Below are 3505 nucleotides of genomic sequence, written 5' to 3'. Positions count from 1 at the left end.
ACCGCCTGCGGCACCGACGGCGACGCCGGCGCGGGCGACGACGGGCCCACCGTGGTCGCCTCGACGACCGTCTACGCGGACATCGCCGAGCAGGTCGCCGGCGGCAACGCCTCGGTGGAGTCGGTGATCTCCGACCCGGCCGCCGACCCGCACTCCTACGAGGCCAGCCCTGCCGATGCCGCCGCGGTCGCGGGCGCCGACCTGGTCGTCTACAACGGCGCCGGTTACGACGCGTTCGTGGATATGGCGCTGGACAACGCCGGGGATGTGCCCGTCGTGCGGGGGGTCGACGAGTTCGAGCGGGTCACCGGTGCCTCCGTGGCCGAGGACGATCACGGTGACGAGGGCCACGGCGAGGACGGCCACGACGAGGACGCTCACGCCGACGAGGGGCCCGCCGGCGACCACAGCGGGCACGCACACGAGGACGGTGCCAACGAGCACGTGTGGTTCAGCCTGCCCACCGCCGCCGCCGTGGCCGAGCGGGTGGCCGAGGAACTCGCCGCGATCGACTCCGGCAACGCCGAGCAGTACCGCGACAACGCCCGCGCCTTCGCCGACGCCCTGACCCCGCTCGAGGCGCGGCTCGACGAGATCCACGACCGCGGCCACTTCCCCTACGCCCAGACCGAGCGGGTCGGCGCGCACCTGTTCGAGGCCGCGCACCTGACCGACCTGACGCCGCGCGGGTTCCTCGCCTCCGTCGAGGACGACACCGACCCGTCCGCCGCCGACCTCGCCGCCATGCTCGACCTGCTGGCCGAGCGACGGGTCGCGTTCCTGGCCTTCAACACCCAGACCGAGACCTCCGTGACCGCCCGCGTCCGCGACGCGGCCGAGGACGCCGACCTCGTCGTCGTCGACCTCACCGAGACCCTCCCCGAGGGCGCCGACTACATCGGCTGGATGACGGGGATCGTCGACGACCTCTCCGGCGCACTGGCCGACGCGACCCCGGTGGGCGACGGTGGCCACTGAACCCGGGTCGGGCCACGCCCGCGGCGCCCCCGGCCCCGGACCGGTCGTCGCGCTGCAGGGCGTGACGGTCTCCCGCGGCGGCCGCACCCTCATCCGCGACCTCGACCTGGAGATCGCCCCCGGCGAGTTCGTGGCCGTCCTCGGACCCAACGGCGCCGGCAAGACCACCCTGCTCAAGGTGCTGCTCGGCGAACACCGGCCCGACTCCGGCACCGTCCTCGTCGACGGTCGCGCCCCCGGCGACCGCGGCACCCACCTCGGCTACGTACCGCAACAGCGCGCCTTCGACCCCGGCATCACCCTGCGCGGACGCGACCTCGTGTCCCTCGGGATCGACGGCACCCGCTGGGGCCCCGGTTGGCCGTCACGGCGCGCCGGAAAGCGGCGCATCGTCGACGACGCCCTCACCAGGCTCGCGGCCGGAAAGCTCGCCGACAAGCCACTCGGCCGGATGTCCGGCGGCGAGCAACAACGCGTGCGGGTCGCCCAGGCCATCGCGTGCGACCCGTGCGTCATGCTCTGTGACGAACCGCTGCTCAGCCTCGACCTCACCGGTCAACGCACCGTCGCCTCCGTACTCGACCACCGACGCCGCGAGCACGACACCGCGGTCGTGTTCGTCACCCACGAGATCAACCCGGTGCTGCCGATGGTCGACCGGATCGTCTACCTGGTCGACGGCCGGCACCGCATCGGCACCCCGGACGAGGTCTTCACCACCGAGGTCATGTCCGAGCTGTACTCCTCCCCCGTCGAGGTCCTGCGCGTGCGCGGACAGATCATCGTGGTGGGCGACACCCAGCACCTCGTCGCAGAACCCTGGTCGAGCGGGCACCACCACCACGATGACGACGCCGCAGGCGGCCACGACCACGGACATGGAGCGCACTGATGGACCGACTGCTCGAGATCCTCGGGTCCATCGCCGACACCGAGACCACCGCGTACCTGCTGGAGCAGGACTTCGTGCTCTACGGCCTTGCCGCGATCGCACTGCTCGGCCTGCTCTCCGGTGCGATCGGGCCGTTCATCGTGATGCGGCAGATGTCGTTCTCCGTGCACGGCGCCAGCGAGCTCGCCCTCACCGGCGCAGCCGCCGCGCTGCTGTTCGGGCTCAACCTGGGGCTGGGCGCCGTCCTGGGGTCGGTGATCGCTGCACTGATGTTCGGTCTGATGGGCTCCCGGGCGTCCCAGCGCGACAGTTCGATCGGCGTGGTCATGGCGTTCGGACTCGGCCTGGCCGTGTTGTTCATCCATCTCTACCCCGGCCGCTCGGGGACGAGCTTCTCCCTGCTCACCGGGCAGATCGTGGGAGTGTCCGAGCACGGGCTGGTGCAGATGGCGGTGGTCGCGGCCATCATCGTGGGCGCGCTGATCGTGCTGTACCGGCCACTGGTGTTCTCGTCGGCCGACCCCGAGGTCGCCGAGGCGCGGGGCGTCCCGGTGCGGGCCATCAACATGGTCTTCGCCGTGCTCGTGGGGCTGGCCGCCGCGCAGGCCGTGCAGGTCGTCGGCGCACTGTTGGTCCTGTCCCTGCTCATCACGCCCGCCGCCGCCGCAGCCGCCGTCACCTCCAGCCCGCTGCGGGCGATCGGGCTGACGATCCTGTTCGCCGAGATCGCGGCCGTCGGGGGGATGCTGCTCTCCCTCGCGCCGGGCGTGCCGGTCTCGGTGTTCGTCACCACGATCTCGTTCGTCATCTACCTCTCGTGCCGCGGTGTCGCGGCGGTGCGGCGATGACCGGGGGTGCCGGGGGTGCCGGGGGTGCCGGGGCGGACGGTGCTGGGCCGGACGGTGCTGCCGGAGGGCACGACGATGCCGCCGAACTCGAGGCCATCCGGGCCACCTATCCAACCCTGACCTGGGACTCCGCCGAGCGGATCGACGAGGGCTGGGACCACGTCGTGATGATCTGCCGCGGGTGCTCCGGGGCGGATGCGCACGGCCACCGCGAACTGGTGTTCCGGTTCCCCGCCGACGACCAGGCCCTCGCGCAGCTGCCGACCGAGATCGCGGTCCTCGATCACCTGGCGGGACGCGTCGACGCCGCCCTCCCCCACTACTCTCACGTACCCGCGCACGGCCGCTTCGCCGGGTACCCGCTGGTGCGCGGGCAGCGCCTCACCCCGGAGCTGTTCGACAGCCTGCCCGCCACCGAGAGAACGACACTCGCCGCCCAACTCGGCGCGCTGCTGGCCGCGCTGCACATCCAGGACACCTCGGCGCCCCCGATCGACCGGGTGCCCCACTCCTACCAGCCGGAGAACCTGGACTTCGTCCGCGGGATCGTGCACAACAACCTGCCGGCGGTGTTCACCGACGCCGAGATGGCCACGGCCAGGGAGATCTGCGACGAGGTCGGGGCGCTGCAGTCCACCCTCCTACCGCGGGTGCTGCTGCACAACGACGTCTACGTCCGACACCTGTACTGGGACCGCGGTCAGGCGGCCGGGCAAGCGGCCGGCGGGCTCGGCAGGGCCGGTGGGGTCAGTGGGCCCGGCAGGCTCGGCGGACCCGGCAGGCTCGG

4 protein-coding genes are annotated in these 3505 nt (G+C 72.4%); all 4 read left to right on the top strand.

The window, feature by feature from the left end; translation table 11 throughout:
• Positions 1 to 978, top strand: a 978-nt coding sequence (locus G6024_RS14995) for a metal ABC transporter solute-binding protein, Zn/Mn family (protein WP_159149072.1), incomplete at its 5' end; no start/stop codon positions are given.
• Positions 968 to 1870: a metal ABC transporter ATP-binding protein gene (locus G6024_RS14990; RefSeq protein ID WP_096906093.1), complete on the top strand. Its 903-nt coding sequence runs from the start codon at positions 968 to 970 to the stop codon at positions 1868 to 1870. The genes G6024_RS14995 and G6024_RS14990, both read left to right, overlap by 11 nt.
• Positions 1870 to 2718 (top strand): metal ABC transporter permease, encoded by an 849-nt coding sequence (locus G6024_RS14985; RefSeq protein ID WP_096906094.1) that lies wholly within the window; start codon positions 1870 to 1872, stop codon positions 2716 to 2718. The genes G6024_RS14990 and G6024_RS14985 overlap by 1 nt, the downstream gene beginning before the upstream one ends.
• Positions 2715 to 3505 (top strand): phosphotransferase (locus tag G6024_RS14980; protein WP_235027932.1); only part of this gene is annotated, 791 nt, incomplete at its 3' end. The genes G6024_RS14985 and G6024_RS14980, both read left to right, overlap by 4 nt.

This window comes from Dietzia maris (genome assembly GCF_014144855.1).
Classification (GTDB): domain Bacteria; phylum Actinomycetota; class Actinomycetes; order Mycobacteriales; family Mycobacteriaceae; genus Dietzia; species Dietzia kunjamensis.
The sequence above is the reverse complement of the archived record's forward strand: the minus strand, read 5'-3'. Positions and strand labels throughout refer to the sequence as shown.

Bases quoted from the DNA above. Each gene is read 5' to 3' on its own strand.
- G6024_RS14985 (WP_096906094.1), top strand. From the start codon at position 1,870: ATGGACCGACTGCTCGAGATCCTCGGGTCCATCGCCGACACCGAGACC.